Consider the following 26,744-nt stretch of genomic DNA (forward strand, 5'->3'; position numbering starts at 1 on the left):
CGGATAAAGTCCGATACATAGCGGTTGAAGTGTAAATTTACACATTGTGCTATTCTAATACCTAGATAATTAATGCAAAATAACCGGATTTCGGCTAAAATGGAAAAACAATAGTCTAGACAAGGATGGTATTTTGTTATGAAAACAGCAGTTGTCACGGATAGTACTGCATACATCCCGAAAGAATTACGTGATAAATGGAATATACATATGGTCTCTTTAAATGTTATTTTTGGAACCGAGGCTTATCAAGAAGAGGTTGACATATCCGCAGAAGAATTTTATCAAGAGGTGAAGGAAAAAGGTCTGCCAACCACCTCACAGCCGCCAGTCGGCCAGTTTGTTGAGCTGTTTAAACAATTAGCTAAGGAGTATGATTCGGTCATCTGCATCCATCTTTCAAGTGGCATCAGCGGAACCATCCAGGGGGCTGTAACCGCTGGAACGATGGTTGAGGGTATTACAGTCTATCCGTTTGATTCGGAAATCAGCTGTATGGTACAAGGCTTTTATGCGCTTGAAGCTGCGGAAATGGCGTCAAAAGGTGCTGATGCTGATATGATCATGGCACGCCTTGAAGAGCTGAAGCGATCAGCCCGGGCCTATTTTATGGTCGATGATCTCTCTCATTTGCAGCGAGGGGGGCGTCTTACAAGCGCACAAGCCTTTATCGGCAGTCTACTCCAGGTGAAACCGTTGCTCCATTTTGAAAATAAGGTCATCGTGCCTTTTGAAAAAATTCGTACACGCAAAAAAGCGATGAAGCGGATCGCTGACCAGCTGGGTGAGGATGCAGCAACGGGTGCGTCTTATAGGGCTGTCATTATCCACGCCAACCGCGAAGCAGAAGCAAATGCATGGAAAGCAGAGTTATCGGCTATATATCCGAATGTTGAATTTTCGATTGGTTATTTTGGTGCCGTAATCGGAACCCATCTAGGCGAAGGCGCAATGGGCATGGGCTGGATGAGGAAATAAGATTAGATCATAAAATCGGAAAACGAGAACATATATTGCCTAACTTGGAACTAAATCGTCCGAATCGGAACATATAACGTTCATATAGGAAAGTAAAATTGAATCTCTTCTATAGATGGTAAAAAGAAGCCCAAGATTCGCATAAAATTAGTTCCGACGTTCAAAAATTGAATGGAAAATTACCTAAGCCAGGCACTCGCTTGGCTTTTTGACTGTCTCAAGGTCAGTTTGGAACATAAAATCAGTGGGTGGGAACATATATTGCTTAGCTTGGAGCATAAACCGGTTAATCAGAACATTTATAAAGTCTCGCTTGAAACATCAAAAAGATTTTTCGACATAAACAGGATATTATCAGTTCCTGTCGAAATTTTAAATGACCCCACTGATTGAATTTTACTACAATCCCCTAAAAAGAAGGTGCCCTCATGCGTTTTGCATTGAAAAACAATTTCCTCCATCCGCAAAAGGAAGATTCCCTGCCGATTTCCCGCATCCCCAACATCCCGCATCCACCGCCTAACCCAAACTTTCACTTTAACCCTGAACTGCAGCAGCTTCTTACTGGCAAACAACTTCTCACAGATGACATCCCATCGAAGGAACTCGAAGCTCACTATGAACAAGGCTATGTAACCTACCGTAAAGGCATTGATTACCTCGGAAAACAGCCGATTTGCGCTCGTTGTGGGAACAAGGACCCACAATGGTTCGCCCGCTTTCCATGCGCACGATGTGGCGAAATATGCCTCTATTGCCGCCACTGTATTATGATGGGAAGAATAAGTGAATGCACACCTCTTATTGGTTGGAATGGTCCCCCGCCAGAAATAAAACTACCCGGAAAGATCATGGAATGGCAAGGGAAACTATCAGCTGGACAACAGACTGCATCCGACAGGGTGGTTGAAGCAATCGAGCAAAATCATGAGCTTTTGGTATGGGCAGTTTGCGGGGCGGGGAAAACTGAAGTCTTGTTCCATGGAATCGAGACCGCACTGGCCTCACGAAAAAGAATTTGCATCGCTACCCCAAGAACAGATGTAGTTCTCGAACTAACTCCCCGTCTTCAATCAGCGTTTCCTGGAATCCTTGTTGCCTCCCTCTATGGCGGGAGCAAGGACCGCCATCTTTACGCACCGCTCACGATTGCGACCACACATCAGCTGCTAAGGTTCTACCATGCCTTTGATACCCTGATCCTTGATGAAGTGGATGCTTTTCCTTATACCGTTGAAGAGTCACTCCAGCATGCGGCTGTACAGGCGCGAAAACCGGTTTCAGCGATGATTTATTTAACCGCAACCCCTAATCAAAAATGGCAGAAAGAATGCCGGCAGGAAAAAAGAGCCTATACAACGATTCCAGCCCGATTCCATAGACATCCGCTTCCAGTCCCGCAATTTGTCTGGTGTGGGAATTGGCAAAAGAAGCTGCATAAAAACAAACTACCCGCAAATGTGCTTCAATGGATAAAAAATCGAATTGAAAGTAATAAACAATCACTCGTATTTTTTCCACATATTCCTTTGATGGAAAAAGCGCTCCCGATCCTACGCCAGTTTGCTCCAAATATAGAAGCCGTCCATGCGGAAGACCCGGAACGAAAGGAAAAGGTACAAAAAATGAGGGGAAAGGAAATTCCATTACTTTTAACGACAACGATCCTTGAACGGGGCGTTACCTTTCCCAACATTGATGTCGCCGTTGTTGGTGCTGAAGATGATATTTTTTCTGAAAGCGCACTTGTCCAAATTGCCGGAAGGGCAGGAAGGAGCGCGGCCCATCCAACAGGGGTGGTCACCTTTTTTCACTATGGTAAAACGGATGAGATGCTAAAAGCAAAGCAGCAAATTGTTTTTATGAATCAAGAAGGAGTTAAAAAGGGACTAATCGATTAAAAAGAGGTGAATTCCGATGATTCTTTTCCAGCAGGACCGTTGTTATCTTTGCCATCAACCCATCCCTCCTATCATTGGATGGAGGGTGATTTTTTCGCCGGAGAAAGATCAGTATCTATGCTCCGAATGTGAAAACAAATTTGAAAAAATAGCAGGGGAGACATGCAGCATTTGCTGCCGGCCATTCTGTAATTTGGATGAGAAATTTCGTCATGGGGACCTCTGTCATGATTGCCTGCGGTGGGAGCAGGATCCAGAGTGGCAGGGGCATCTCGATAAAAACACATCATTATATCTTTACAATGATTTTTTAAAAGAAGTGATTGCTGTATTTAAATTTCGCGGTGACTATGTCGTTGCGAAGGTATTTGCAGTCCAAATTCAAGAAGTCCTTCAAAAAATGAAAGCTGATGTGTTCGTACCAATTCCATTAAGTGAGGAGCGCCTTTATGAACGGGGGTTTAATCAAGCAGAGGCTCTTTTATTAGAAGCAGGTTTTACATCAACATTGCTGTTAACCAGGGTTCACTCTGAAAAACAATCTAAAAAAAGCAGGTCCGAACGGATTCATCTTCCACAAGTATTTGCCATTAACCCGCAAATCGATATCCAAGGAAAAAACATTGTATTAATCGATGATGTATACACAACCGGTTCAACCCTTAGACATGCTGCAAAGCTTATAAAAAAAGAAGGAGCAGCCGGTATTCAATCGCTGACTCTTGGAAGATAGGAAGCAAAATAAAGGTGACAAGCATTGTATGCCGCCACCCCAAAACACTAATATTTCATTCTAAGCGCGTGCTGTGCATTGTGAACATCCTGTCCAAGCAAAGGACCTAAATCATAGGAAGGATAATAGCCGTGTTTGTGCATGTAGTTGTAGGCCCGTTCGTGCGCGTGAATTGCAGCAATCAACTGATTGGTAAAGGTTTTTCTTAACGCAGGTGTTGCCGTTTCCGTAATGGCGGCTGCCAGGCAGCGGACTAACTCTTTAGAGAGGGCTAGCAGATCGGCGGCAAAAAAGCTGACATCCTGACGGGATTCTGCCTCTCTCCCCTGATATCCCGGTGCTGAAGGGTAAAATTGAAGCAGTTCATTTAAGTTTCCTTCAAGCTCCCCAATGCATGTTCTGTAAAGCTCTCTTAATTCCTGGTCTTCAACCTTTTTAAACGACATTTTTAGTTTCATTAAGCCAATGGATTGAAACGCAACAATTTCGTGTAATTCCATTGTTTCATGCCATGCGAGTAATTTTCTTTCTTGCTGAGCCATTTGGATGCCTCCAATCATTTTTTCATCCTTTGTAACCTATTCTATGGGCATATGAGTGGTAAATTGTCCTATATAATATTAAAATTTAGTTAAAATAAATTATCCATTTTACCCAAATTTACCCATGCCCATTCCTCTAAAAACATGTTTGCTACTATATATGCATTGTTTTTGTCATGAAATCGACAAAATAATGTACTGTTTTAGCAGGATATTCATAGGGTAAAATAGAAATGTATTTACATAGTTTTAAAAAAAGGAGGAGTTCACTTATGAATTATAACGTTCGTGGTGAAAACATTGAGGTAACTCCAGCAATTCGCGAGTATATTGAAAAGAAAATTTCAAAATTAGAAAGGTATTTTACTGAAGCACCTGAAGCAAAGGTTAATGTTAACCTAAGGTTCAATCAAGATAAAACTTCCAAAGTAGAGGTTACTATTCCTCTTCCACATCTCGTCCTTCGTGCAGAAGAAACAAATGTAGATATGTATGCGGGGATTGACCTGATTTCTGACAAGCTTGAGCGTCAAATTCGCAAGCATAAAACAAAAGTGAACCGTAAATTCCGCGAAAAAGGCGATTTTCCAATCACCTTTGCAACAGCTGAAAATACAGAGTCTCACGATTTTGAGGATGACGAACTAGAATTGGTTCGTACAAAACGCTTTGACTTAAAACCGATGGACAGTGAAGAAGCAATCCTGCAAATGAACATGCTTGGTCATAGCTTCTACGTGTTCACCAATGCAGATACAAACCGTACAAACGTTGTTTACAAACGTAAAGATGGTCGTTATGGCTTAATTGAGGCACATTAATAAAAGAGAAGCGCAGTTCCAGACCAGGGGCTGCGTTTTTATTTTTCAATATACCAATTTCAGAATGTTCAGTATAATAGGGTTACTAGAAGTAAAGAGGTGTTGACAATGGACTTTGATTTTCATGATCATCCTTATTCATCTCAACGGACCACCGTTTTTGCGGGACGGGGAATGGTCGCAACCTCCCAGCCCCTTGCCTCCCAAGCAGGACTCGATATCCTCAAAAAAGGCGGAAATGCCATTGATGCAGCAATTGCGACTGCTGCGGCATTAACCGTGTTAGAACCAACCTCTAACGGGATTGGCGGTGATGCATTTGCGCTCGTGTGGACTGAAAATAAGCTTCACGGCTTAAATGCCAGCGGTCCTGCCCCAAAAACCTTGACCATTGATGCGGTAAAAGCGAAGGGATATAACAAAATTCCTGCCTATGGCTGGGTGCCTGTTACCGTCCCCGGTGCTCCTTCTGGCTGGGCGGAGCTTTCAAAGAAATTTGGAAGATTGTCCTTAAAGGAAGTTTTAAAGCCAGCGATTGAGTATGCTGAATATGGTTACCCGCTAACACCGATTTTGGCGAAATACTGGGGTTATGCCTATAAACGCTACAAACAAATATTAACAGGAGACGAGTTCCAGTCCTGGTTTGAAACCTTTGCCCCAAAGGGACGAGCACCAAAGATGGGGGAAATCTGGCGGTCGGAAGATCACGCTTCGTCATTACGCTCTATCGCTGAAACAGCCGGTGAAAGCTTTTATCGTGGTGAAATCGCGAAACAAATCGCTGCTTTTGCCGAACACTATAATGGGTTCATTTCTCAAGAAGATCTTGCCGGTTACCGTGCAGAATGGGTGACCCCAATCAGGGTTCATTACCGCGGTTACGATGTCTGGGAGATTCCGCCCAACGGACAGGGACTTGTTGCCCTTCTCGCATTAAATATTGTCAAGGGCTTCAACTTCTCCGAAAAGGAAACCGTCGATACATACCATAAACAAATCGAAGCGATGAAACTCGCCTTTACAGATGGAAAGGCACATATTACAGACCCATTTTTTATGAAAATGAACGTAGCTGACGTTCTCTCCGACGAATACGGGTCCATCAGACGGAGCGAAATTGCTGAAGAAGCCTCCCTGCCACTCCCGTACAAGCCTCCAAGTGGGGGCACGGTTTATCTCGCCACGGCAGACGGTGAAGGAAATATGGTTTCCTTTATTCAGAGTAACTATATGGGCTTCGGCTCCGGATTAGTGGTGCCAGGAACCGGAATTTCCCTCCAAAATCGCGGACATGATTTTTCGTTAGATCCGGCACACCCTAATGCGTTAATGCCAGGGAAAAAGACATTCCACACGATTATACCGGGATTTTTGACAAAGGGAGATCATGCCGTTGGGCCATTTGGCGTGATGGGCGGTTATATGCAGCCGCAGGGGCATCTGCAGGTTATTATGAACACGCTTGATTTCGGTCTGAATCCGCAGGCTGCTTTGGATGCCCCTCGTTGGCAGTGGATTGAGGGAAAAAAGGTTCAAGTCGAGCCGCATTTTCCGCAGCATCTTGCCCATGCTCTGGTACGGAAGGGGCATCAAATCGAGATGGCATTAGATACAGGGGGATTTGGCCGCGGTCAAATCATCTGGCGCGATCCGGAAACCGGCGTGTTAATGGGTGGTACCGAATCACGGACCGACGGAGCAATTGCAGCGTGGTAAGAATTGTGTTCATGGGGACCATTTGGGGAGATATCAACGGAAGTGTCCGAAATAGGTGATATAAAAAACTCGAGAGGAAAGACCTCTCGAGTTTTTTATGGTGCTGTATTTGAATCTGTTGTAGTTGTTTTTGAAGAATCTGAAGGTGTTATTGTATCCGTGCTTTCATTAGTTCCTTTGACTGTAACAGCGCCAGTATTACTGCTTCTTGATTCTGAGGTTGTACCAATGGTTGAACCCGTGTTTAAATCGTTATCCGAATTTTTTAATATCTTTGGAGCATGTGCTGCACTTAGGGCTTTTTCGATTTCTGTGGTACCAGTCCCATGACAGCTAGAACAAGCATCATTATTATCGTGGCTTGTTGATAGTGCCTTACTTGATTCATCATAAACAGCTTTCCCTGTTACTCCATAAATTGCTGTTTTACCGTTGTGGCACTTTAAACAGAATTCCCTTTCAGTGCTAATACTCCAGTTTCCTGCTGTAAAGGAGAAAGCTTTGGAATCCTGGTTTTCATGCCCTAAAATAGCTTTTAAAAGCAGTTTGTTTGATGATCCATGTGTTTCATGGCACTCAGAACAAGGGAATTTGCCATCCAATTTACTTCCATCGATTGCCTTGATGGTATGGCCGGAAACTATCTTATAGTAACTGATCATATCTTTAGCCTTACCGCCATTATGACAGCGTAAACATAACGAATAATTTTCAATTACACCATTCGCAGTTGTTGAATCTTTGTATGCTAAAATCTCGTACTGCGAGTTTTCGTGGTAATCCTTCGGACCGCTAGCAGGGTCATCCTTGTGGCATCTCTGACAATTAACTTCTAAACCATCGATGGTTGATTTAATCGTCCCATCCTCATTTTTTTCTGCATAAACATAATGATCTTTTAATAAGTTAGGATTTTCTTCACTCCAAGTTAAGTGAGGATTATGACATGCTGTACAGGACCCGGATTTTGTTTGATAATCTGTAACGATTTGAGCATCGTGCTTTGATGTAATACTAGTGTCGAAATCATCCATTTTAGGCGCTGTCGTGCCATCGTGGCAAGCCATGCAATAATCATCCGCAAGTTTTGAACTTTCTAAACTTGTATTGTCTGCAACGTGAGTGCTATGGCAATTTGCACATGTGTTTACGTTATTGGTGTAATACCCATGAGGTTGGTTTGTCCACTCTGATTTGTATTTCTGTTCTTCTAGATTTACTGTACTTACGGTGCCGCTCACAGTAGTAAATTTTTTAATCACAGGAAAAACATTGTTTCCTGCGCCATCGGACACGTTATAAAGAATGTAGTAAGTTTTTCTTGGCAATAAAGGATTTGAAAAATGAAAAACCAACTGATTATTTTCCGTGATAGGAGAGATCGTACCTGAGATTGTTCCATCAACCATTCCTTTATTATCAAATACAGTAATTGGACTTAAAAGTTTATTATCTTCGTATTTAATAAAATAATCATCGCTAACAGTGATCTTAATAGATGTGTCTAAGGAAACTTTTGTCATATCATCGGTGGTTATGATATCAATCTGTTTCGTTTGATCAGGCTGTGGTTCTCCGTCTTTAGGAGAAACCTTTGAAATAAAAACCGAAAGATTTATTTCTTTAATATAAGGACGTATGATTTTAATTGGAAGCTTTCTTGATTGGTTAGACTCATCTGTTGCCAAAATAAACAATGTATTAACATCTTGAGTAATGTTTTCAATCGCCCAAGTCCCATCAGCAGATGGAATTATCAAGCCTCCGATGGGAGTATTAGTTGAGTCTACTACTTGCAGCTTGATTTTCTCGGCAGGGGTTTGGTTATCTGAAACCAGACCTTCAGTTGTTGTCGTTCCGTCAGGGTTGGCCGTTATTGTTTTCACAGAAAGAGAGGGGCTGACGGTATCTGCTGTTTCTGCCAGTGCAATATTGGGGCACATAGGGGACAGGAAAATCGTTAGGAGCACTATGAACATGAAATATATTTGTTGTTTTCTGTTTAGTAATAACATCTAATGGTCATCCCTTTTGCTTCAATTTGTAATTTTCATTTGATAAAGGATGTTTACAAAAATAAACAATTTAAACTCTAGCCGTATGTATTAAACCTATAATCTACATTATTATTATATGTTTATTGAAAAGATAAATCGAACGACAATCTAGTGAAGAATCTTTGACAGCTTTATGAACCTTTGCCATAATAAAATGTAAGAAAACAGCCTACCAAAGTAAGCTGTTTTCTCTAACTTAAATATTCATTTCAGGGCTATCAAATAGTGGGGCTATTTGGTAGTTTTTTTCTTACCATCCGTTTTGTAAGCCTACTTTATCGTAAGATCCACCTGCACCAGATTGGTTGTCAAATGTAGAACCATTACGGAAGCCTTCAGAGTGGGAAGAAGTATGACATCCCCAACATACTGACATGTTTGTATAGCGTTTTAACGCAGAGGATGGGTCTTTGTCTAACAAGTATTCTTTAGCTTTGGCTTCCCTTGCAGCTGTTCCTGTTACTTCTGGGAAGTAAGTATTGTCCGCAACAATATCATCTAGGTTTTTGCTTCTTGCGTCTTTCATAACTGTTACATCAGTACCATGAGCATAGTGGCAGCGTACGCAAGTATAGCTATCAGAGTTAGTGCTATGACGGTACGCCGTGTTCCAAGTACCTGAAGCTGAACCAGAGGCTGCAAGATAATCGGTGTGGCAAGAAGAACAGAATTTGTTCATTGCAACACCATAGCCTGCAAATTGCTTGCCAGCCCATAAAGATTTAACGTTTGTAGTGTATAATGGTAATTTGTATTGGTCAGATAACTCATTATCTTTAACCATGTCTAATTTTACAATATATGCACGTGCAATGTTTGCATAAGTAATCTTGTCCAGTAAAGCTGTTCCGGAAAGTTTAACATCATCACTAGTATCAGTAGAAGTATTCTTATTATCAGTAGTTACCGAAAATTTACTAGGATTATTTACAGCAAAGAATCCATTTCCTGAGATCATATAACCATCTTTTATGCTGTCAGTATTTAAAATTGAAGTATCCTTATCAGCTGTTGTAGCATTACCATCTTTATCATAAGATGTCATTGTAATTGAACCTTGTAGACTGGACCAATAAATCTTGTAAGCGTGACCGTCAGCCCAATCATAGCCATGGAGCCATGGATCTTTTTCTTCAACATATTTAGAGCCGTCCCAGCTCATAAGTTGATAAACAATGTTTCCAACTGCGACCTTCTTGGCAGCATAGTCAGGTTTTACAATATCTGTGCCAGTTGCAGTGAATTTGTAAACTACGTAATTAGGTTTGCCGTCAGCAGGTAAAGTAGACACAACCGGTACATTTGTTAATTTCTTACCACCCTCATCTACAGGTGTATTACCCATGCCGTTAGGGTTGAAGTTCAATAAACGGTCAGAGTAAGAACCGTGTGGTGCGTGACAGCTAGCGCAAGTGAATTCTTCAGACCAAGAACCGTCCCCGTTTTTGTTACCGCCAGGAGCTGCTTTGACAGAAACTGCACCGTTTGCCATGTGGATTGACATATTTCCATCATGTGTTCCACCGAAAGTACCTGCACCATCAGAACCTTTTCCAAAAACATTATAGAAGCCCAATGTACCGTCATGGCAGGCAGTACAAGTTGTGTATACGCCGTCTTTAAATAATAAATTCTTAGATGCAGCGGTATGTGTTTGGTGACAGCTTGCACAAGAGTTAGTATTGTTTTGATATTCACCGTGAGTACGATGAGTAGTTTGACCAGCGATTTGTTTACCATCTTGGGCAGTAGTTACTAGATCCTGTGATTTTATTACTTGATTAAAGTTAGCAGTTTGCCCACCAACACCTTCACCAGATTTGTTAGCATTTATGATTCCGTTATCAAAATCACTGTCATTTGAAGCTTTTGTTGCATCTAAAATAGCGTTCCAGCCAAATGAAGTTTTTTCACTAACTTCATTACTATCATTCACCGCTTCAATCTCCAATGATGTTGCTTTTTCTGGTTCTAGTGTAATAGATGCAATGTTATCTGTAATTGAAATTTCTTTTGTTTGTTTAGTGCCATCAAGATAAACATTATAGGTTAAACCGTCTACGGCTTTCCATTCAATTGTAATGGAATGGTCTTTATTCGCAACTGCTTTTAATTGTGTTGGAGAAAAAGGTGCAGCTGCAAATGCTACAATGCTTAGCATCCCTGCCAGTATTAGCATTAATGCGAATGAAAAGCTAAATTTCACCTTACTCATTCCAAAAACCTCCCTGAATTTCTCTTATTTCTCTCTCTTTATCTCATAAACTATGAACCTCTGGGACTCTTGCATTTTTCGTATGACATCACCTCCTTTAAGGATGATAGCAGGTTAATAATAAAGAGCAATTCGTTGGTTTACGGTGTCGGTGATGTATACATGGTCATTTCCATCAACGAACAAGCCGTTAGGAAGATAAAATTGCTCATTGCCGTCACCCATCGTGCCAAAGTGGAAGACTTCTTCACCATTGTTATCAAACCCATAAACTACGTGGGTTAGATTATTGACTACGTACAAGATTCCGCGTGAATCAACACCAATACCCCGAGGATTAACAAATACGGAAGAACCTTTGCCATCCTTTGATCCATTAATCGTACGAATGTATTTGCCATTTTTATCATATTCTAGTACTCTTTGATTTCCAGAGTCGGATACAAAAACATCATCATTTTTATCAATTGCAACTGCGTTAGGAGCTCTTAATGGATCCTTTGCTGTTTCACCGGATTTGATTTCAAGGAGTTTTTTTCCATTTAAATCAAAGACAAAAACTTTATTTAATTGGATATCGGTTACATATAAATGATCGTTGTAAATTCGAATTCCACCAGGGGATTTAAGAATATTCTTTTTATCTTGAATTTTAAAATAACGAATAAATTTGCCTTTTGGTTCATGAATGGAGATTTTTCCGTTGTATAAATCAGCTACATAGACGTTTCCATCTTTATCACCTGTAATTCCATAAGGGAATTTAAACTCTCCGGGATTTGTTCCTTCTTTTCCGAACTGAGCAATTGGTGTACCGGATTGGTCGAACATTTGAACCTGCTTGTTGTTTGTATCGGTTACATAAAGGAATTCTCCGATTTTAGCAACATCCATTGGTTTATCTAAAGAATGATCAAAATCGCCGTAAAACAATTGACTGAAGGTAGGAGGGCCATTTCGATCTACTATTTTTGTTACTTTATCTACCTTGGTTTGTAAGTTGAAATAGTAGATAATAGCAAAGGCAATAATGGTTAGAGAAACTATTACGCCCATCCAAATATAAACGTTCATTTTTTTCACAGTTATCAACCCCTTTATTAGCTGTTCTTATCATTTGAAGAAACTCTTTTTAATCCTTCAATTGCAGGTTTATACATTGGGTCATAGCCAAGCGCTTCTTTATAAACATCTTCTGCCATTTTTTTGTCGCCTTTATCTTCGGCTACTTGGCCAATTTCGAAAATGATATCTGTGTTTCCAGGCATAAGCTGGTTTGCTTCGTTAAGAGCTTTAATTGCATCTGAGTACATTTTTAATTTTCTGAACGCCATACCTTTTAGTAAATGACCCTTATAATCTCGAGGAGAGAGTTCTGTAGCCCTTTGAGCCATCTGGAGTGTATCATCGTTACGATTTTCCTCTTTGTAGGCAAGTCCAAGGTTGAAATAAGCATCAAAATTATTTTTATCCAAATCGAGAGCAGTTTTATATTGTTTAATAGCTTCGTCGTAATCTTCATTTAAAAAGTAAGCATATCCTAGATCTACTCGCGCTTTTGAGTCGTTTGGTTTTCCATCAACTTCATTTTTGGCACTTTCTAACTGTTGAGCAAGACGATTCATATCGTACTTAGGCCATAAATATTTTTTACTTATGATATAACCTGCACTTATTGATATTGCTAGGGTCATAGCCAATATTAGCAGCGTCTGCCACCAGTTGAATTTTTCATTTTTACTTGTCTTTTTATTTTTTTTCTTTTTTGGTGACTTCTCATGATCCTGTTTGAGAGGTTGAACATGCGATTCCATATGAACCCTCCTAATCTTGCAAAAATGATGTTAACTACTCCTTATGACAAGTAGAACATGTATCCTTTACGTGACAGGTATAACAGAGATTGGTAACTTTTTGTTTTTTTCCTAATGGTATAGGATGTATGGATTTATCAAATGATCTATGCATACTCGGATGACAAGAAGAGCAAGCAGAGATAGTTGTTTCATATTTTCCTGTTTGTTGGTAATTGTGACAGGCTAAACATTGCTGTTTATCCTTTAAAGCTTGGTCTTTATGTTCCATCATCCACCGACTATTATGGCTTGCCGGCCGTTTGCTATGACAATCCTTACAGAAAGTATTTTCTTTTGCATAATCCAATTCGGTAATATGTGGTTTGGTTGTTTCAATGTTTTGCAGGACCTTTTCTGCAGGAGAAGCAACTTCAAGCCCTTCAATTTTCTCCTTCGACATATACCCATGGCAGGAGTCACATTTTTGAAGATCCTTGCCGGCTTTTAAACCGTGAGTAGATGCTTTAAATTCAGGATTTTTATGACTCTTTGGTTCCATTCCTGTTTTATGACAGGTTTCGCAGGCTGTTGAAATATTTCTAGCCTTATGGCATTCCATACAAGTGTCCATGTCAGGTCGGGAAAATTTCAAATCGGACATTGCTTGTGTACCGACGGATTGATCCCATTTATCATAGTCTGTCCGATAGGTCATTTTTCTGTCGGCGATTTTCCCATGGGTGACGCTGCTATGACACTGCACGCACTCTACTCCTTCTTTTAAATGCTTATCATGGGGGATGATCAGATCCCCCGATGGTGTCACATCCCGTGTCTTTAAATTGTGACATTTTTCACATGCACTATTAGGTACCTCATTCGGCATCCGGATAGGGGTGGCGGTAACGCTTGAAGAATGGTTTTTTAATTGTTCAACCAGCCCTTCCGCTTTATCCTTCGCTAATTTCTTGAAAACTGGATCGGTATGGCAGTTTACACAATCCACTTCATTATGAGTCGATGCTTTCCACGTGTAATACTCCGGTTTCATTTCATGACAACTTTGGCAAAATTTCGAACTGGATGTTGCCTCTAACCCTGAAAATCCTGCAAAGAATAAGATGGTTAGAAAAAACAATGTGATCGTCATATATTTGATTAACTTATACCGATAACGGGGAGGGGCCGGCAGCTCAGTTTGTTCTTCTTCCATAAAGTGTCCCTCCATTTTTATAAAAATTATTTTCTTACAGGACTTTTAAAGCCGGTTCTATGACAGTACTCGCAATATACATCTGTAGGTGCTTTCGTATCAGTTGATCCTGGCTTTGGTTTTTTCTGATCATGGCAGACGAAGCATTGAGATTTCGCTTCAGCTGTCAATGCTTTCGTTGAGTGAGCTGTCAGCCATTGAGCGCTTTTCGTATGTCCAGGAGGACGTTTACTGTGACAGGTGCTGCAAAACTTATTAATACGGGACTGATCTTTTACCAAATTGATATCAGGCTGATAATGTGATTTTTTTGTACCTAATTTAAGGATTGAGATAATGTCCTCTTTTGGTATTTCTCTGATCCATTTGGAATCTTGATGGCAGTTTACACATTTATTTAACTCTTGAACCGCTGTACTTCCATGTTGTTGGTTCCATAGGGTAACTTTGTGGGATTTTGGTACTTTAAGTTTTTTATGACAGGTTCCACATTCCATTGAAACCTTTACATTTGTTTCTTGCTTTCCAATCGCTTGTAAAATGATTTCCTGTGTCTTTTGGTCATGTTTGGTTGCGAGTTCTGACGTATTTTCGCCTTTCTTCACTGGCTCCGTGGATGCTGACTTGGTTTTTCCTTCTGTAAGTTTTTCAAGTTCTTCTGGATTTGGCGGAACATTGTATGCGACATCTTTCCAAGGTTTTTCACCCTTGTTCACTTTATCGTGACAATCGATACACGTTCCCATGTTCGGACGCACATATTTTTCTTCAATTAATTTTTGCGCATTTTTTTCCGTCCACTCTCCACGGGCACTGTCAATATTTAAACCGCGGGCAGCGATCTTCGCGTGGACAACCCCTGCGTGACAGGTGATACATGGAATGCCTTTTTCAATATGGCCTTTATGGTTGACCTTTAAGTCACCAGATGCGGTGACAAGCCGGTTTTTCGAGTGGCACTGTAAACAGTTTTCATTTGAAACGGCTTCTTCCTCTGTTTGAACGATTTGTTTAGGGACACCAGTAACATGGTAGTAAACTTCCTTCATAGACTTCACCTTGTGTGTCAGCATGTTGGTGACCCCGGGCTTAATATGGCACTGCACACAGGAGATTTGGTTATGAGCGCTTGCTGTATAGGTGGTATACTCCGGTGCCATTTCGTGACAGCTGGAGCAAAAGGATGGCGAGTTTGTAATGGAAAGTACGCCATATCCTCCGCCAAAAACAACGATACAACCAACGAGGGATGCAAATAACAATTTCCAGCGGGTAACTGGATTTTTCCAATCTATATTTCTCCACATTTGCCAGAGTCTCTTTATTGGGCCCGATTTTTTTCTATTTTCTCTTGAATCGGGTTCGGCCTCGGAATCTTTCTTTACTCCCCAAAAGCCCATTTTGCTCACCCTTCCCATTTTTGATTGAGCTATCTCTCTTTTTTTCCATCCAAACCTCTCTAAAGGTAGTATCTAACATAGGATGTGTATATTCCAATGTACAATTTGTGAATATTTTTTCAAAAGGATTTTATGATGAAAACAACGTTAATACCTTGTAAAATAGGGGATTGATTAATAACTTGCAGGTAGTGGTTGGGTGTATAAGTGTTAATTTTTATACGGAATTTGGAACTTTTATTCACCTTTTTTAGTATTAAGAAACTATCGATTAATAGAAGAATTAAAAAAGATATTGATACAATTTTTCTTCAATGGGAACTTTGTTGTCACACACATAGTGAAGTGGTAAGATGGAAAGTGATATTCAATTCATTTTGGCAGGATTTAGTACCTAATATTGCGAATTCTTTATAATAGCAATCTCGATAAAAAGGAGAGTTCAATCACATGATGGGGATTTTAAATAAATTGTATGATGTGAATAAACGTGAGTTAAAACGGTTGGACAAACTTGCGAATCAAATAGAGGCACTTGCGTCTGATACTGAAAAATTAACCGATGATCAGCTCCGTGAAAAGACGGCGGAATTTAAACAACGCTATCAAAATGGTGAATCCCTTGATGATGTGCTAGTTGAGGCGTTTGCTGTCGTCCGTGAAGGGGCCCGTCGTGTCCTTGGATTGTACCCTTATCATGTACAGTTAATGGGGGGGATTTCTCTCCATGAAGGAAACATTTCGGAAATGAAAACCGGGGAAGGTAAAACGTTAACGGCTACGATGCCGGTTTATTTGAATGCTCTTTCCGGTAAAGGAGTTCACGTTGTAACGGTCAACGAATACCTTGCAAGCCGTGATGCTCAGGAAATGGGACAGCTTTATGAATTTTTAGGGTTAACGGTTGGATTGAACCTAAATAGTATGACCAGTGAAGAGAAGCAGGAAGCATATGCTGCGGATATTACTTATGGAACCAACAACGAATATGGCTTTGACTATCTTCGTGATAACATGGTCCTTTATAAGGAACAAAAGGTTCAACGTCCGCTTTTTTATGCAGTCATTGATGAGGTGGACTCCATCCTAATTGACGAAGCGCGTACACCGTTGATTATTTCCGGTTCTGCACAAAAATCAACGGCTCTATATATTCAAGCAAATGCGTTTGTGCGTACGCTGACGAAAGAAAAGGATTATACGTATGATGAAAAAACAAAAGGCGTTATGCTGACAGAAGAAGGGATCAGCAAAGCAGAGAAGGCTTTTGGTATTGAAAACTTGTTTGATATGTCTCATGTTTCGTTAAATCATCATATTAACCAAGCGTTAAAAGCCAATGTCAGCATGCATCTAGATGTGGATTACGTCGTTCAGGATGGCGAAATTGTGATTGTTGACCAATTTACCGGCCGTTTGATGAAGGGACGCCGCTATAGTGAGGGCTTACACCAGGCGATTGAAGCAAAGGAAGGCTTAGAGGTACAGAACGAAAGTATGACAATGGCAACGATTACGTTCCAAAACTACTTCCGTATGTATGAGAAATTAGCAGGGATGACGGGTACGGCTAAGACGGAAGAGGAAGAATTCAGAAACATTTATAATATGAATGTTATCGTGATTCCAACGAATAGACCGATTGCCAGGGATGACCGCGCGGATTTAATTTACTCTACAATGGAAGGGAAGTTTCGAGCTGTTGTTGATGATATTGCAGAGCGACATCAAAAGGGACAGCCTGTGCTTGTCGGTACAGTTGCAATCGAAACGTCTGAATTAATTTCCAAGCTCTTATTGAAAAAAGGCGTTCGACACAATGTCTTGAATGCGAAAAATCATGAACGTGAAGCAGAGATTATTGCGGAAGCAGGCCATCAGGGTGCGGTAACGATTGCAACAAACATGGCCGGCCGTGGTACAGATATTAAGCTTGGCGAAGGGGTTACTGATTTAGGTGGTCTTGCCGTTATTGGTACGGAGCGACATGAAAGCCGCCGGATTGACAACCAGCTCCGTGGGCGTTCCGGCCGTCAAGGAGACCCGGGGATTACCCAGTTTTATTTATCAATGGAAGATGAGCTTATGCGCCGCTTTGGTTCTGATAATATGAAATCGATGATGCAGCGCCTTGGGATGGATGATTCCCAGCCCATCCAGAGTAAAATGGTGTCAAAAGCAGTAGAATCAGCGCAAAAACGCGTTGAGGGTAACAACTTTGATGCGCGTAAACAGCTGCTGCAATATGATGATGTGCTTCGCCAGCAGCGTGAAATTATCTATACGCAGCGCGATGAATTACTTGAGTCTGAAAACTTGCGTGAAATTGTCGAAGGCATGATTTTACGAACAATAGAGCGGAATATTGAGGCGCATGCGTCAATGGCGGATGATGAAGAAAATTGGAACCTACAGGGCGTTGTGGACTTTGTCCATGCCAATCTTCTTCCTGAAGGGGATATCACCTTAGAGGATCTAAACGGTAAAGACCCTGAAGAGATGACCGAGGCTATTTTTGCTAAGGTGAAGGTGCGTTATGATGAAAAAGAGGAGCTGCTTTTCCCAGAGCAAATGCGTGAATTTGAAAAAGTCGTTACCCTTCGCTCTGTAGACTCGAAATGGATTGACCATATTGATGCAATGGATCAGCTTCGTGATGGAATCCATCTACGTGCATACGGACAGACGGATCCTCTTCGCGAGTACCAGGCGGAAGGCTTTGCAATGTTTGAAGCAATGGTTACTTCAATTGAAGAAGAAGCTGCCATGTACATTATGAAGGCAGAAATCCGTAATAATTTAGAGCGTCAAGAAGTGGCAAAAGGCGAAGCGGTTCATCCGAAGGAAGATGGAGAACCCGTTAAGCAGAAGCCAAAGGTGAAGCAAATGGATGTAGGACGAAATGATCCATGCATTTGTGGCAGCGGTAAAAAGTACAAAAATTGCTGTGGAGCAGGGAAATAATTGATTTTTTCATATAAGAAGCGAAATCATATGGGATTTCGCTTCTTGTTTTTCTTTGGGTTTAAATGATAGAGAACTATAAGTTGTGAATAACTTATTTGCGAATGTGGATATTGTTTATTGAATTGTTGATATTTTTTGTGAATTTGTTAATAACTAACTGAATATGTGGATGAATAAATGTATCTTGTTGATAAGTATTAAAAAACCATCAGGTATCCACAAGGTGTTTTTCCTTCGTTAAAAAAGTATCCCCAACCTAGCAAAAACGGCTTGTTTTGGATTTTTGGAAGGTATGACGTTATAATAGATTAGGACTGACTTAAATTATTTGCATATACTACGTTACAAAATGAATTTTTTATAGAGGTGACCAGAATGGAATTAGCAGAAATTCGGAATGAATTAGAGAAAACAGCTAAACGTTTAGCGGACTTTAGGGGGTCTCTTTGACCTTGAAAATAAGGAAGCAAGAATCGCTGAATTAGACGATCAAATGCTCCATCCTGATTTTTGGAATGATCAGCAAGCAGCTCAGGTCGTAATCAGTGAGGCGAACGGCTTAAAGGATCAAGTAAATGAATTTACTGATTTAAATGAAACGTATGAAAATTTGGAACTAACTTATGAGCTTGTAAAAGAAGAAAGTGATGCGGAATTACAGGCGGAACTGGAAGAAGAGCTGGGACAGCTGACAGAACGCTTAAATCAATTTGAATTACAGCTTTTGTTAAGTGAAGAGTATGACAAAAATAATGCGATTTTAGAGCTTCACCCTGGTGCAGGCGGTACAGAATCACAGGACTGGGGTTCAATGCTTCTTCGGATGTATACAAGATGGGCTGAGAAAAAGGGCTTTAAGGTAGAAACGCTTGATTATCTACCGGGAGATGAAGCTGGGATTAAGAGTGTAACTTTAGCCATCAAAGGGCATAATGCCTACGGTTATTTGAAGGCAGAAAAAGGTGTACACCGCCTTGTCCGGATTTCGCCATTTGATTCCTCGGGCCGCCGCCATACCTCCTTTGTTTCATGTGAGGTTATGCCGGAGTTTAACGATGAAATTCAAATCGATATCCGCACAGAGGATTTAAAAATTGACACTTACCGTGCTAGCGGCGCCGGTGGTCAGCATATTAACACGACCGATTCAGCTGTACGGATTACCCATGTTCCGACAGGGGTAGTAGTAACATGCCAGACGGAGCGTTCGCAAATTAAAAACCGTGAGTCAGCGATGAAAATGTTAAAAGCAAAGCTGTATCAGCGCGAAATTGAACAGCAGGAAAAAGAACTTTTGGAAATTCGCGGCGAACAAAAAGAAATTGGCTGGGGAAGCCAAATCCGTTCCTATGTTTTCCATCCGTACTCAATGGTCAAGGATCATCGTACGAGTACCGAGTCAGGAAATGTGCAGGCCGTAATGGACGGGGAAATTGATCCGTTTATTGATGCTTATCTAAGATCAAGAATTTCATAATCAATGAAAAAGCCTTTGCAGGATGACCCCGCAAAGGTTTTTTCATTTTTAAGGGACAAAACCTACCTGTAGAATAAAAAAATTGTGCCAAAAAATAATATTAAGGACGAAATCCAACAGAAGCGATAACGATTTAAGGATAAAATTCATCCCCTTGATGAAGGACGTTTTTAGGAATATCCATGGTATTTCGTCCTTCATTCCCTTGATGAACGACGTTTACAGGGTTATCCCCCGTATTTCGTCCTTCATTCCCTTGATGAAGGACGTTTTTAGGAATATTCATGGTATTTCGTCCTTCATCCCCTTGATGAACGACGTTTACAGGGTTATCCCCGGTATTTCGTCCTTCATTCCCTTGATGAAGGACGTTTTTAGGAATATCCATGGTATTTCGTCCTTCATTCCTTTGATGAACGACGTTTTCAGGGATATCCACAGTATTTCATCCTTCATTCCCTTGATGAAGGACGTTTTCAAGGATATCCACAGTATTTCGTCCTTCAGGAGCAATAGCGAAATGTCCAAAAAACCAATTCTAAGGGAGAAATCCAATTGTCGTACCAGCAAAACATCTATAAAATGGGCCTTTTAGGACAAAATGATTTAAAGAAGAAAAAGTCTTATCACTAATACCCCTATTCCACTTTATCGCTTCAACTGAATGCTATTTACACCAAAAAATACCCATGCTATACTCACACTCGAAATTGATAAACACAAGGGGAATACGAAATGAATAAAGTTCTAGAACTCACACAAACGAATCCTAAAATCGAAGTGGCCTTTGACTATGTTTTTGTCCTCATCGGATCAGCCATTATTGCGATTTCTTTTAACGTTTTTTTACTGCCTAATCAAATTGCTTCCGGCGGAGTAAGCGGCATTAGTACAATTTTACATACTGTTCTTGGATTAGAGCCAGCGTATGTTCAATGGGCCTTCAATATCCCGTTGTTTATTGCCGGCGTCATTTTTTTAGGAAAACAGTTTGGAGCAAAAACACTCGCCGGTACCATTTTTTTACCTTTCGTTGTTTATTTTACAAAAAATATGGACCCATGGACCCATGACGCTCTACTTGGAGCATTGTTTGGCGGTATTGGCGTTGGACTTGGCTTAGGAATTGTTTTTAGAGGCAGAGCATCAACAGGAGGAACAGACCTTGCGGCACAAATTATTAATAAATACACTGGTTTTACACTTGGGACATGTGTCGTACTCATTGACGGGTTAATTGTCCTAACCGCTGCGATAGTATTTGATATCGAAAAAGGGCTTTATGCCCTCATTGGTTTGTATGTGACCAGCAAGACCATCGATTTAATTCAAGTTGGTTTTGGTCGTTCAAAAATGGCCATGATCATTACTAGTAAACAAGAAGAGGTTCGCACAGGAATTTTGAATAAAATTGACCGTGGTGTGACAAAACTATCAGCATATGGTGGATTTACTGACCATGAACGCCCAGTACTCATGTGCGTGGTTGACCAAACGGAGTTCACAAAATTGAAACAATTGGTCAAAACCCTTGATCCATCTGCTTTCATCGTGGTTATGGATGCTGCGGAAGTATTGGGAGAGGGTTTCAAACGCGCGTAGACTTGGTATACTAGTTAGGTAATGGTAAAATTTTCTGAAGGGGGAGTAGCAGGTGAAGAAAAAGCTACTTACATTATTATTGGGAACTTCCCTAGTAATGGGACTTGCTGCATGCGGCGGCGGATCGGACACATCTAAAGACAAAGACACAACGACCAAAACTACTGACACAAGCGGCGGAGGAAATGATGTTGCCGCAGCAGCTGAGAAAATTACGGCTCAAAAATGCTCAAGCTGTCATGGTGAAAACCTTAAGGGTGCTGTGGGCCCAGACTTAACAAAGATTGGATCTAAGTATTCAAAGGATCAAATTTTAGACATTCTTAAAAACGGGAAATCTGGCGGAATGCCTGCTGGCTTAATTTCCGGCGATGATGCTGACAAAGTGGCTACATGGCTTGCGTCCAAAAAGTAGTAATTTGAAGGAAAAACGTTCTGTCCTAACACAGAACGTTTTTTTTATGTAGAAAAATGTCGAAGTTTGTAACAGCTGTAACTGTAGAATTTGCGGGAAAAACGTATATTCTTGTATTCTTTGAAAAGAAACTGTAATATATTTATCGCTTTTAATAGTGTTTGATGATGTTATAATAGGGCTATGCGAAATTTTGCACGTTTCGTATAGTATTTTGCGGTCTTTTGCAAAAAATAAAAGATTATTGTCGAATTTACTTCATTCACAATAACTTTCCTACAGGTGATTAAATGATAGAAATGCAAGAAGTATACAAGAAATACCCAAATGGTGTATCCGCAATTAATGGGATCGATGTTCGAATTAATCCAGGTGAATTTGTCTATGTGGTAGGTCCCAGCGGCGCTGGAAAATCCACTTTTATTAAAATGATGTACCGTGAAGAGGTTCCTACTTCCGGAACGATCACGATGAATGGTGTCAATTTAGCAAAATTAAAGATGAGAAAGGTTCCGATTTTTCGCAGAAATCTTGGTGTTGTCTTCCAAGACTATAAGCTTCTGCCAACCTTGACTGTTTATGAAAATATTGCCTTTGCCCTTGAGGTGATTGAGGCACAGCCTAAGTTTATTAAAAAGCGGGTCATGGAGGTTCTCGACCTCGTTAATTTAAAGCATAAGGCAAGAATGCTTCCGACAGAACTTTCAGGTGGGGAACAGCAGCGTGTGTCAATCGCTCGTTCCATTGTAAATTCACCGAAGGTTGTGATTGCCGACGAGCCAACTGGTAACTTGGACCCGGATACATCATGGGAAATTATGAAAATATTTGAAGAAATTAATAACCGCGGCACAACGGTTGTCATGGCGACCCACAATAAAGAAATTGTTAATACAATCCAACATCGCGTAATCGCCATTGAAGGTGGAAAAATTGTTCGTGATGAGCAGAAGGGGGAATATGGTTATGAAAATTAGAACCATTGGCCGCCATGCCCGCGAAAGTTTAAAAAGTATCGGCAGGAATGGATGGATGACATTTGCCTCTGTAAGTGCTGTTACCGTAACTCTCATTTTAGTTGGTGTCTTTTTTGTGATTATGATGAATCTCAATAAAGTGGCCCAAACGATTGAAGAAGACGTTCAGATCCGCGTTCACATCGATGTTGCCGCAAATAAAGCCGATACGCAAAAATTACAGAGCGAGCTTGAGGGCATTCCTGAAGTAAAAAGTGTGAAATTCTCATCAAAAAAAGAAGAATTAAAGGACTTAATTAAGGGTCTTGGTGAGGAAGGACAGGCATTTAAGCTTTTTGAACAGGATAATCCGCTTAACGATGTATTTATTGTAAAAACGAAAAATCCAACCGATACGATGATGGTTGCAAAGAAAATAGAAAAGTTTAATTTTGTTGCAAAAGTAAAATATGGCCAGGGCAGTGTGGAAAAGTTATTTAAATTTATTAAGGCAAGCCGAAACGTCGGTGTCGTCCTAATTATTGGTCTATTTTTTACAGCCATCTTCTTAATTTCAAATACAATAAAAATTACCATTATTGCGAGAAGAAGAGAAATCAAGATTATGAGATTAGTAGGAGCAACCAATAATTTTATTCGCTGGCCATTTTTCTTAGAAGGGCTATGGCTGGGAATATTAGGATCAATTTTGCCAATTATCTTAATCGCGATTGCCTACTATAACGCATATGATTATTTGGCTCCGAAACTTGCTGGCAATTTTATGCAAATTCTTCCTTACAAACCATTTGTCTATCAAGTATCCGGTATGCTGATACTCATGGGGGCGTTAATTGGTATTTGGGGAAGCGTTATGTCTGTAAGAAAATTCTTGAAGGTTTAGTCTTCTAGAGGAAGGGTTCTTTACTGCACCCTTCCTTCCTGTTTTATAAATAGGATTTACATAGATTGAGGGGAAAGGAGAGGAAGGAAAATGAAAAAATCAGTTGTTGCATTTACAGTTGCAGCTTCAATGGGAATAGGCAGTTTATTTACGGGGAATTCCCTTGTAACAGAAGCAGCTTCTATTTCAAATTTAAAAGATAAACAAAATGAAATTCACAATAAACGTTCAAATTTAAAATCCGATATTAATGATGCGAACACAAAAATCAATGATTTACAAGGGCAGCAAGCAAATGTGAAGTCCGAAATGAAACGCCTTGATTTTGCCATTGGTGATACCAATGCGAAGATTCGCGAGAAGACGGCTAAAATTAGTGAAACCCAGGGCAAAATCAATCAGCTTCAGGGAGAAATAAAAGTAATTGTGAATCGGATGGAACAACGCAATAATTTATTAAAAGAGCGTGCACGTAATTATCAAGAAACGGGCGGAATGATCAATTATATTGATGTGCTGATGGGTGCAAAAAGCTTCAGCGATTTCATTGACCGAGCCAATGCCGTTGCAACCATTATGGAAGCTGACCAAGAATTATTAAAACAGGCGGATATGGACAAAAAAGAACTAGAAGAAAAACGGACGAAGGTAGAAAAAGATTTGGCTAATCTTCAAGAGCTGAAGAGTGAATTAGAACAAATGAATAAGCAATTAAGTTCGCAGCGGAACGAAAAGGATAAATTACTCTCAAAACTCGTTCGGAAAGAAAAAGAAGTTCATGAAGGAAAACTAGCATTAGAAGAGGAAGAGCAAATCCTTGCCGGGCAGGAGGCAGCGGTTCAGAAAGCCATTCAATTGGAAAAGGATCGCCAAGCAGCAGCAGCGGCGGCTGCACAAGCAGCAAAAGCGCCTGCACAGCCTAACGGCGGTGGGGCTTCCGGTAAAGCACCGGCGATTTCGGGCGGTACCTTTACGAGACCTGCCGCTGGTGTCATAAGCTCCGGATTTGGGACACGTCCAGGATTCCGCCCAGGTGAATTCCACTACGGAGTTGATATTGCCAACCACGCATCGAATGTACCGATTCTGGCTGCGGCAGATGGGGTCGTGATTCGATCCTATTATTCTAACAGTTATGGAAACTGTATCTTCATTTCACATTCAATTAATGGACAGGTTTATACGACGGTTTATGCCCATATGGAAGCACGTCTAGTAGGAACTGGGGCAGTTGTGAAGAAGGGCCAGCAAATTGGAATCATGGGAAGTACGGGGGATTCTACCGGCCAGCACTTGCATTTTGAACTTCATAGGGGGCAATGGGTGCCAGATCGTCATAATGCGATCAATCCTGTGGGCATCGTGCCACTTTAAAGGAAGAAGCTAAGCTTCTTCCTTTTTTGATTGTAAAAATGTATGGAGAATTCATAACTCGTCCCTTTCCAACATATAAGTTAATAATTAGGCTGATATGTGGCGCCTTTTAAAATGTAAATGGACAGGCATTTTTCGCCAAAGGAGGGACGCGAGATTGAAACGAAAATGGATTGCCCTTATGATGACGGGTTCGCTTTTAACAGGGGCCGGCGGGACATATGCAGCAATGCAGTGGGTAGAAAAGCCAATAGGGAATTCCACCCTTGACAACAAGGATCATACCTCACTAACAAATGATACAGAAAATCTAGAAAAAGTAGATCAGGCTTATGATTTGATTTTAAATCGATACGTCGAAAAGGTAGATCGAAATAAACTAGTAGAAGGAGCCATCCAAGGGATGCTTTCGGTGTTAAATGATCCATATTCGGTCTATATGGACAAAGAAACCGCTAAGCAATTTACTCAAACCTTGGACTCCTCTTTTGAAGGCATTGGTGCGGAGGTTGGAATGGAGGATGGGAAAATTGTGATTGTTTCCCCATTCAAAGGCTCTCCTGCTGAAAAAGCCGGATTAAAACCACATGATCAAATTTTGAAGGTGGACGGGAAGAGTGTGCAAGGGCTTGACTTAAATAAAGCTACCTTAAAAATCCGCGGTAAAAAAGGAACGACTGTAAAATTAGAAATTGCCAGACCTTCTCTTAAAGACCCGATTACCATTGAAGTCATGAGGGATGAAATTCCGCTAGAAACCGTACATTCATCTATTAAGGAACAGAACGGGAAAAAGATTGGCTACCTTCAGGTAACTTCTTTCTCTGAAAATACGGCAGAGGATTTTAAAAAGGAATTGAGTATACTTGAAGACAAGCATATGAAAGGACTTATTATTGATGTTCGCGGAAATCCGGGCGGATATCTAAACAGTGTTGAAAATATTTTGAAGGAATTTGTCCCAAAAGATAAGCCGATGGTTCAAATTGAAAAGAGAAATGGCGATAGAGAACGATTTTTCTCTTCATTAAAAGAGAAAAAGGAATATCCAGTGGTTGTTCTTGTTGATAAAGGCAGCGCATCTGCATCCGAAATTTTAGCTGGGGCTTTAAAAGAGGCAGATGGGTATCATCTGGTAGGTGAAACTACTTTTGGAAAAGGAACGGTTCAACAACCCGTTTCAATGGGGGATGGCAGCAATATTAAATTAACCCTATTTAAGTGGCTGACTCCAGATGGAAATTGGATTCATAAAAAAGGAATTAAGCCGGATGTGGAGATTAAACAGCCGGAAATATTCCATACCCATCCGATTCAGGTTACCGACCCGCTCGAGCAGGATATGAATAATGAACAAGTAAAGAATGCTCAAGAAATATTAGCCGGACTGGGATTTTCCCCTGGACGTAACGATGGATATTTTAGTGCTGAAACCACAGCTGCAGTAAAAGGATTCCAACAATATAATGGATTACAGCCAACAGGAAAAATCGATTCCATCACAGCAGCAAAGCTTGAAGAATCAGCTATTAAGGAAATGAAAAAAGAGAAAAATGATCTGCAGCTTCAAATTGCTTTAAGGATTGCTGCAAAATAGGAAACAACGGCTTCGGTCGTTGTTTTTTGTTTTATATAAACAAATTATGACAATTCTGTGAACATTGTGGAATAATA

The 26,744-nt window shown here is 40.6% G+C and carries 21 protein-coding genes; 13 read left to right on the forward strand and 8 right to left on the reverse strand.

Annotated elements, in window-relative coordinates:
- Window positions 1–138 precede the first annotated feature (138 nt).
- The 3 genes from ACFQZ9_RS15420 (at window position 139) to ACFQZ9_RS15430 (ending at window position 3,612) form a co-directional block, all read left to right on the forward strand.
- Window positions 139–978 (forward strand): DegV family protein, encoded by an 840-nt coding sequence (locus ACFQZ9_RS15420; protein ID WP_498944478.1) that lies wholly within the window; start codon window positions 139–141, stop codon window positions 976–978.
- A 428-nt stretch (window positions 979–1,406) separates the two neighbouring features.
- Entirely contained in the window at window positions 1,407–2,879 is a 1,473-nt protein-coding gene (locus ACFQZ9_RS15425) for an ATP-dependent helicase ComFA (protein ID WP_498944479.1), read from the forward strand.
- 16 nt (window positions 2,880–2,895) lie between these two features.
- Window positions 2,896–3,612 (forward strand): ComFC family protein, encoded by a 717-nt coding sequence (locus tag ACFQZ9_RS15430; RefSeq protein WP_498944480.1) that lies wholly within the window; start codon window positions 2,896–2,898, stop codon window positions 3,610–3,612.
- A gap of 47 nt (window positions 3,613–3,659) precedes the next feature.
- On the opposite strand, the gene ACFQZ9_RS15435 is transcribed toward ACFQZ9_RS15430, so the two are convergent.
- Complete coding sequence (locus tag ACFQZ9_RS15435) at window positions 3,660–4,154, reverse strand: spore coat protein (RefSeq protein WP_498944481.1); 495 nt, start codon at window positions 4,152–4,154, stop codon at window positions 3,660–3,662.
- Window positions 4,155–4,426: 272 nt separating this feature from the next.
- On the opposite strand from ACFQZ9_RS15435, the gene hpf reads away from it, so the two are divergent.
- Both hpf and ACFQZ9_RS15445 read left to right on the forward strand, forming a co-directional pair.
- Window positions 4,427–4,975 carry a ribosome hibernation-promoting factor, HPF/YfiA family gene (hpf, locus tag ACFQZ9_RS15440; RefSeq protein ID WP_133333938.1) on the forward strand — a complete coding sequence of 183 codons (549 nt, stop codon included), beginning with the start codon at window positions 4,427–4,429 and terminating at the stop codon, window positions 4,973–4,975.
- A gap of 108 nt (window positions 4,976–5,083) precedes the next feature.
- Window positions 5,084–6,694 carry a gamma-glutamyltransferase family protein gene (locus ACFQZ9_RS15445; protein ID WP_498944482.1) on the forward strand — a complete coding sequence of 537 codons (1,611 nt, stop codon included), beginning with the start codon at window positions 5,084–5,086 and terminating at the stop codon, window positions 6,692–6,694.
- 95 nt (window positions 6,695–6,789) lie between these two features.
- Here the strand turns inward: ACFQZ9_RS15445 and ACFQZ9_RS15450 are convergent, their stop codons facing one another.
- From ACFQZ9_RS15450 to ACFQZ9_RS15475, 6 genes are all read right to left on the reverse strand, one after another.
- Window positions 6,790–8,709, reverse strand: a complete 1,920-nt coding sequence (locus ACFQZ9_RS15450; protein ID WP_498944483.1) for a multiheme c-type cytochrome — start codon at window positions 8,707–8,709, stop codon at window positions 6,790–6,792.
- A gap of 292 nt (window positions 8,710–9,001) precedes the next feature.
- The gene (locus ACFQZ9_RS15455) at window positions 9,002–10,966 is read right to left on the reverse strand and encodes a cytochrome c3 family protein (protein ID WP_498944484.1); all 1,965 of its coding nucleotides are present in this window, start codon (window positions 10,964–10,966) and stop codon (window positions 9,002–9,004) included.
- A gap of 114 nt (window positions 10,967–11,080) precedes the next feature.
- Window positions 11,081–12,040 (reverse strand): NHL repeat-containing protein, encoded by a 960-nt coding sequence (locus ACFQZ9_RS15460; RefSeq protein WP_498944589.1) that lies wholly within the window; start codon window positions 12,038–12,040, stop codon window positions 11,081–11,083.
- Between the two features lie 26 nt (window positions 12,041–12,066).
- Window positions 12,067–12,780 carry a tetratricopeptide repeat protein gene (locus ACFQZ9_RS15465; protein WP_498944485.1) on the reverse strand — a complete coding sequence of 238 codons (714 nt, stop codon included), beginning with the start codon at window positions 12,778–12,780 and terminating at the stop codon, window positions 12,067–12,069.
- Window positions 12,781–12,814: 34 nt separating this feature from the next.
- On the reverse strand, window positions 12,815–13,975 hold the full coding sequence (locus tag ACFQZ9_RS15470; protein ID WP_498944486.1) for a cytochrome c3 family protein: 1,161 nt from the start codon (window positions 13,973–13,975) through the stop codon (window positions 12,815–12,817).
- A gap of 26 nt (window positions 13,976–14,001) precedes the next feature.
- The gene (locus ACFQZ9_RS15475) at window positions 14,002–15,282 is read right to left on the reverse strand and encodes a cytochrome c3 family protein (RefSeq protein WP_498944487.1); all 1,281 of its coding nucleotides are present in this window, start codon (window positions 15,280–15,282) and stop codon (window positions 14,002–14,004) included.
- A 543-nt stretch (window positions 15,283–15,825) separates the two neighbouring features.
- Here ACFQZ9_RS15475 and secA point away from each other — a divergent pair.
- A complete protein-coding gene (gene secA, locus ACFQZ9_RS15480; protein ID WP_498944488.1) occupies window positions 15,826–18,339 on the forward strand; it encodes a preprotein translocase subunit SecA in 2,514 nt (837 codons plus the stop codon).
- A 378-nt stretch (window positions 18,340–18,717) separates the two neighbouring features.
- Window positions 18,718–19,819 (forward strand): peptide chain release factor 2 gene (gene prfB / locus ACFQZ9_RS15485; RefSeq protein WP_133333946.1). Its coding sequence is split into 2 segments (ribosomal slippage): window positions 18,718–18,789 and window positions 18,791–19,819, totalling 1,101 coding nucleotides; the frame shifts between segments, so codons are not numbered across the junction.
- A 133-nt stretch (window positions 19,820–19,952) separates the two neighbouring features.
- Here prfB and ACFQZ9_RS15490 read toward each other — a convergent pair.
- Window positions 19,953–20,258: a hypothetical protein gene (locus tag ACFQZ9_RS15490; RefSeq protein ID WP_498944489.1), complete on the reverse strand. Its 306-nt coding sequence runs from the start codon at window positions 20,256–20,258 to the stop codon at window positions 19,953–19,955.
- A 296-nt stretch (window positions 20,259–20,554) separates the two neighbouring features.
- Here ACFQZ9_RS15490 and ACFQZ9_RS15495 point away from each other — a divergent pair, with 296 nt between their 5' ends.
- The 6 genes from ACFQZ9_RS15495 (at window position 20,555) to ACFQZ9_RS15520 (ending at window position 26,667) form a co-directional block, all read left to right on the forward strand.
- Window positions 20,555–21,421, forward strand: coding sequence for a YitT family protein (locus tag ACFQZ9_RS15495; RefSeq protein WP_498944490.1), 867 nt, complete (start codon window positions 20,555–20,557; stop codon window positions 21,419–21,421).
- 52 nt (window positions 21,422–21,473) lie between these two features.
- Window positions 21,474–21,836 (forward strand): cytochrome c551, encoded by a 363-nt coding sequence (cccB, locus tag ACFQZ9_RS15500; RefSeq protein ID WP_198310468.1) that lies wholly within the window; start codon window positions 21,474–21,476, stop codon window positions 21,834–21,836.
- 290 nt (window positions 21,837–22,126) lie between these two features.
- On the forward strand, window positions 22,127–22,813 hold the full coding sequence (gene ftsE, locus ACFQZ9_RS15505; protein WP_198310467.1) for a cell division ATP-binding protein FtsE: 687 nt from the start codon (window positions 22,127–22,129) through the stop codon (window positions 22,811–22,813).
- Entirely contained in the window at window positions 22,803–23,696 is an 894-nt protein-coding gene (gene ftsX, locus ACFQZ9_RS15510) for a permease-like cell division protein FtsX (RefSeq protein WP_498944491.1), read from the forward strand. The genes ftsE and ftsX overlap by 11 nt, the downstream gene beginning before the upstream one ends.
- A 90-nt stretch (window positions 23,697–23,786) precedes the next feature.
- Window positions 23,787–25,070, forward strand: a complete 1,284-nt coding sequence (locus ACFQZ9_RS15515) for a murein hydrolase activator EnvC family protein (RefSeq protein WP_498944492.1) — start codon at window positions 23,787–23,789, stop codon at window positions 25,068–25,070.
- A 157-nt stretch (window positions 25,071–25,227) separates the two neighbouring features.
- Window positions 25,228–26,667: a S41 family peptidase gene (locus ACFQZ9_RS15520; RefSeq protein ID WP_498944493.1), complete on the forward strand. Its 1,440-nt coding sequence runs from the start codon at window positions 25,228–25,230 to the stop codon at window positions 26,665–26,667.
- Window positions 26,668–26,744: the final 77 nt, after the last annotated feature.

Source organism: Neobacillus sp. GCM10027624 (assembly GCF_042675345.1).
GTDB classification, from domain to species: domain Bacteria; phylum Bacillota; class Bacilli; order Bacillales; family Cytobacillaceae; genus Neobacillus; species Neobacillus cucumis_D.